5 protein-coding genes are annotated in these 5203 nt (G+C 72.3%); all 5 read right to left on the bottom strand.

All coding sequences use genetic code 11. The features are described 5' to 3' along the window. Positions 1 to 262, bottom strand: a 262-nt coding sequence (locus tag ACWGIU_RS29075) for a LysE family transporter (protein ID WP_453710702.1), incomplete at its 3' end; no start/stop codon positions are given. 20 nt (positions 263 to 282) lie between these two features. Further along, on the bottom strand, positions 283 to 1578 hold the full coding sequence (locus ACWGIU_RS29080; RefSeq protein WP_453710704.1) for an ATP-grasp domain-containing protein: 1296 nt from the start codon (positions 1576 to 1578) through the stop codon (positions 283 to 285). After that, entirely contained in the window at positions 1565 to 2524 is a 960-nt protein-coding gene (locus tag ACWGIU_RS29085) for an alpha/beta hydrolase (protein WP_453710706.1), read from the bottom strand. Before ACWGIU_RS29085 ends, ACWGIU_RS29080 begins: the two co-directional genes overlap by 14 nt. 61 nt (positions 2525 to 2585) lie before the next feature. Continuing rightward, on the bottom strand, positions 2586 to 3872 hold the full coding sequence (locus tag ACWGIU_RS29090; RefSeq protein ID WP_453710708.1) for an MDR family MFS transporter: 1287 nt from the start codon (positions 3870 to 3872) through the stop codon (positions 2586 to 2588). Beyond that, on the bottom strand, positions 3869 to 5119 hold the full coding sequence (locus ACWGIU_RS29095) for an ATP-grasp domain-containing protein (RefSeq protein ID WP_453710710.1): 1251 nt from the start codon (positions 5117 to 5119) through the stop codon (positions 3869 to 3871). Before ACWGIU_RS29095 ends, ACWGIU_RS29090 begins: the two co-directional genes overlap by 4 nt. Positions 5120 to 5203: the final 84 nt, after the last annotated feature.

The following is a 5203-nucleotide window of genomic DNA, read 5'->3' on the forward strand; positions in this document are numbered from 1 at the left end:
GCGCCGGGGCCTCGGCGCCGGCCCGGCCGGTGGCCCGCCGCACGGCGAGCACGGCCCAGCCGAGCAGCACGACCGCGCCGGCCCAGCGGAAGGCCGCGAAGAGGCCCGGGGTGGGCGCGAGGAGCGCGGCCAGCCCGGCCGCGCCGAGCCCGGCCTGGACGGCCCCTGCGGCGATCATGCCGAGCGCGGCGGCGGTGGCCACCCGCAGGGAACCGTTCAGCACCAGGTGGGTGATCAGGACGAGATCGGGTCCGGGCGCCATGATCACCACCAGGGAACTGATCAGGAAAGCGGCGGTGTTGATCGCTGCTCCTCGATGGAAAGCCCGCGCTCGGCGGCCCGGACGGCCTCGTAGTCCCGCTGGATCTGTTCGGCGTCGGGGTGGGCGAGGATCACGAACCCGAAGTTGAGACTGTCCACCAGGTCCCGGGTGGCCCGGACGTGGTCGCCGTCGGCCAGGTTCTGGATCGAGAAGTGATGGCTGGGGAGGTCGCGGACGCCGTCCAGGGCGGCCGTACCGCTGACGGTTCCGGAGCGGGGCGCGATGTGGAAGACGCACATCTGGTGGACGAGCAGCTCGTAGCTCTGCGGGAGTTCGCCCCCGGTCAGCCAGCGCACGGTCCGGTCGATCTGGCTGTCGCCGGTGGCGTTGCGGTTGAAGCGCGGCTGACCGCCGCCGTGCGGCCGGGCACCCAGCTCGATGAGCAGCGGTCCCTCCGCCGTCCCCATCACCTCGACGTGGGCCGAGCCGAACCGCAGACCCACCGCGTCCAGGACGCCGAAGACGTACTCCGTGAGGCCGGGGAGGGCCGGATCGTCCGGGGGGAGCCATCGCATGGTGTCGTAGACGGCCATGTGCGGACCGTTGTCGACCTTGCGGTAGGCGCACACGTCGACCACGGCGTGCTTGCCGTCGTGGCTGAAGGTGTCGATCACGTACTCGGTGCCGGTGACGAACTTCTGTACCAGGAGCCGGTCGTCGACCTCGCCGAACTGGTTGACGCGGCCGAGCTGGCGCGCGAACACCGTCCGCCAGTCCTCGCCGCCGGTCAGCTTGATCACACCGTCGGTGCTGGCGCTCTTGGGCGGCTTGACGACCAGGTCCGCCCCGGCCAGGCCCTCGCGCTCCAGCCAGGCCGCCACCTCGTCGGCGTCATCGGTGCAGATCTGCGGGATGACCGGCAGGCCCGCCGCCAGGACGGCGGCCGCCATGCTGCTCTTGTCCCGGCGAGCCGCGGCGAGTTCGGGTACGTTGCACCGCTCGGGCGTCACGAGCGGCGCGAGCCGTTCGGCCAGTTCCACCCCGGACTCGCAGCCCGCCACGACGCAGCGCGGGTCCAGCGCCCGCAGCCGCTCCACGACGGTCTCCAGATCGCCCTCGTAGACGATGATCTCGGGGAAGTCCTGTGGCCGGTACGAGCCGGCGTAGGCCTCCGGCGGCCGGGGGCCGGTGACCACCGCCACCACCGGGACGCCGTGGTCGGCCAGCGCCTGTGCGAACAGGGCCCCCGAGGAGTACGGGTCGACGATCACACAGGGGCCGTGCGGTGCGTCCGGGATCCGCTCAGCGCTCGTCACGGCCGGCCGCCTCTCCGGCCGCCAGAGCGGCCACGGCGTCGCAGTAGCGCGCGAAGAACTCCCCGGCCGGCTCGCTGATCCGGCGGGCGCGCACCGGGGCGTGCACCATCCCCTCCTCCATCACGTACGTCACCGGCGTGCCGTTCTGCCGCAGCCGGGCGGTGTACTTCTCGGCGTCCACGCGCAGCGAGTCCATCTCGCAGCCCACGACGTACGCCGGCGGCAGGTCGTGGAAGGCGCCGGTGAGCAGCGGCGAGACGTACGGGAGCTCCGCCTGCCCGGGCTCCGGGCAGTAGCACGCGGTGTAGAACTCCATCTCCCCGCCGGAGAGCAGGGGCGCGTCCTCGCCGCCGTGCCGCCACCGGGTGAAGTCGAGCACCGGGCTGATCACCGCCTGGCCGCGCAGCCGGGGGCCGCCCCGGTCGCGGGCGATCATCGAGAGGACCACGGCCATGTTGGCCCCGGAGCTCTCGCCGCAGAGCACCGCGCCCTCGGGGTCGATGCCGTCGAGTCCGAGGGCGGGCAGGTCGGCCAGCGTGCCGCACAGTCCGGCGTAGCAGTCCTCCAGCGGGCCGGGGTGCGGGTTCTCCGGAGCCATGCCGAAGTCGAGGGCGATCGTCACCAGGCCGGTGCGGTCGGCGAGTTCGGCGACCAGGCTGTGGTGGCTGTGGAGGGAGCCGATGACGAAGCCGCCGCCGCGTATGTAGAACAGCACGGCGTCGCCCGTGCGCCGGGCCGGCTCGTAGATGCGGATCCGGGCGGTCCGCCCGCCGTGGGTGACGCTCGCGTCCCGGTGGGTCACGCCCTCGGGCACGGGGATCGGGAGGACCTCGGTCAGCCCGTCGTACAGGGCGCGCTGTCGTTCGACGGGGTAGGTGTAGAAGTCGGGCGGCAGGGCGCCGTCGACCGTCTTCACGAAATTCTCGATGCCGTCTGCGTAGGCCATGGGCAGCTTCGCTCACTTCCGGATCACGGCGTGCCGGAGAACCGCGGCACGGGGAGGGGGCTCAGGGTGTTTCGGCGGGCGCCGGCGCGGCCGCCGGTTCGGCGTCCGGGGTCCGCCGCTGCTTGCCGGCGGGGGGCTCGGCCATGCCGATCAGGGTGACGACGACGGCGACGGCGGTCAGTGCTCCGCACAGCCACCACACGGAGGCGGCCGAGGCCTGCCACGCCGCGATGCCGATCACCGGGCCCACCGCGTAGCCGATCTGCATCGGGAAGGCGGAGGCCGCGATGTAGCGGCCCCGCAGGTGCGCGGGGGCGACCTTGCCGGGCCAGGCGGAGGCGGTCGGGGTGCCGATCATCTCGCCGACCGTCCAGACCACCGTCGCGATCACGAACACGGCCATGCCGGGACCTGCCACGTACAGGTTCATGCCGACGCCGACCAGGCCGACGCCCAGCGCGACGGCGAACCGTCCGGGGAGGTGCTGCACGTACTTGGTGAACAGCAGCTCCAGGCAGATGACCATGGCCGCGTTCAGCGAGAGCAGGGTGGAGTAGAAGGTCGGTCCGTGACCGTCGGCCTTGAGCTGGAGCGGCAGCGCGGAGGTGTGCTGGATGTAGACGACGGCGTTGAGGAACAGCGCCAGCAGGAACAGCAGGTAGCGCCGGTCGCGGAGCACGGCCAGGTACGAACGGCCGTCGGCCTGCGGATCCCCGGGGTCGGGAGCGGCGGCCTGGCCGGTGCGGACCAGGACCAGGGCGAAGAGGGCGAAGCCGACCGACGTCACCGCGTCGATGTAGAACATCAGGTTGTACGAGTAGCTGATGAGCAGGGCGCCGAGCAGCGGGCCCGCGGTGGTGCCGAGGTTGAACGCCATGCGGTAGACCGCGAACACCATCACGTGGTGTTCCTCGGGGGTGGCCTCCACCAGCAGCGCCGAGGAGGCGGGCCGGTAGGCCTGGGCCGCGATGCCGATCACCGCGGCCACCGTGATCACCACGGGCAGGCTGTCGAGGTGGACCAGGCTGAGGGTGAGCAGGCCGGCGAGGGCCATGGAGCCGACGATGGTCCACGCGTGGCCGACCCGGTCCGAGATCGAACCGCCCGCCAGGACGCCGACGACCGATCCCACCCCGTACGCACCGAGCGCGAAGGCGGCCGCGGACGTGCTGAAGCCCTTGTCGGTGAGGTAGAGCACCAGGTAGATCTGGAGGAAATTTCCCAGCCGGTTGATCAGCATGCCGACCAGGACCAGCCAGATCGGTCCCGGGATCCCGCGCAGGGTCTGTACGACGGACGGCCGGTCGGCCTTGCGGCCCTCCGGAGAGTCGTGTCCGGTGTTCGTCACGGAGCGGGTACCTCCGCCGGGCGGGAGTCGAGCTCCACGATCTCGGGGGCGCTCAGCAGGGCCGCGCGGGCCTGCTCGACCGAGTCGGCGAGGGCGATCACGCGGGCGTAGCGGGAGATGTAGCCGCGCGGCGGCAGCCGCAGCACCGCACCGGGACCCGCCATCGCGTCGGCGCTGTGGACATCGGCCGGGAAGCGGTCCTCGTGGACGGTCACGGCATCGACCTCGATGTCCTCGTCCGGATACAGGAAGGCTATGGCCGCGGCCTTGCGGTGGCGGACCCCGGTGTCCGGTCGGACCCCCGCGGCGGTGTCCGCCGCCGCCATCGCGACGTCGACGCCGGTGGCGAGCTCCCCGAGGTAGGGGATCATGTCGCCGCCGAGGCGGGCGTTGACCTCCATCAGGCGCAGTCCGTCCGCGGTGATGCGGAACTCGGTGTGGCTGACGCCGGTGTGGAAGTCCAGGGCGGCGTGCGCGGCCCGCAGCGCCGCCAGCAGCCCGGGATCGGTCAGCAGCGGGTCGGCGCCGTCGACCTCGTGACCCGTCTCCTCGAAGAAGGGAGCCAGGCCGACCTGCTTGCGGGCGACGACGAGCGGCACGCACTCCCCGTCGAAGAAGACCGCGTCGACGCTGATCTCGGGGCCGTCGGCGAACTCTTCGACGAGCACCGACACGTCGAAGACGGGAACACCGGGGTAGGAGGCGCCGGAAGCCGCCCGGTAGGCGCTCTCCACGTCCTCGGGGCCGTCGGCCTTGCGCACGCCCATCCCGCCGGCCAGCCCGCGCGGCTTCAGCACCACGGGGAAGCCGATCTTCTCCGCCGCCGCCCGGGCCTCGGCCAGGGACCGTACCCCGATCGAGGCCGGCTGGGGCACCCGGGCCGTCTCCAGCGCGGAGCGCGTGGCGGCCTTGTCCCGACAGGCGATGACGCACTCGGGGGAGTTGCCCGGCAGCCCGAGAGCCCGGGCCACGTGCGCGGCGGGGGTGACGAGCCCCTCGTCGTAGCAGAACACACCGGCCACCTCGTGCTCGGCGGCCACCCGCCGGGCGGCCGCCGTCAGCGCGTCCGGGTCGGTGTTGTCCACGGTCGTGGAGCCCACGACGTACGGCTCTTCCCAGCTCACCGGTGCCGGCTGGAGGAGCCATAACGCGTAACGCGTGCTCACCGTCCGCAGAATGAACTCCCTGCTGCGCTGACCGCTGCTTCCGATCAGCAGCAGAAGCGGCTTCTCGCCGTCCCACGCCATGGTCCACACTCCTCGTTCGTCGTCATGCTTCGGCCGGTGCGCCGCCACCTGTAGAACACCGGGTCGGTCCGGGCCGTTGCACCC

This window comes from Streptomyces sp. NPDC054840 (assembly GCF_053611065.1).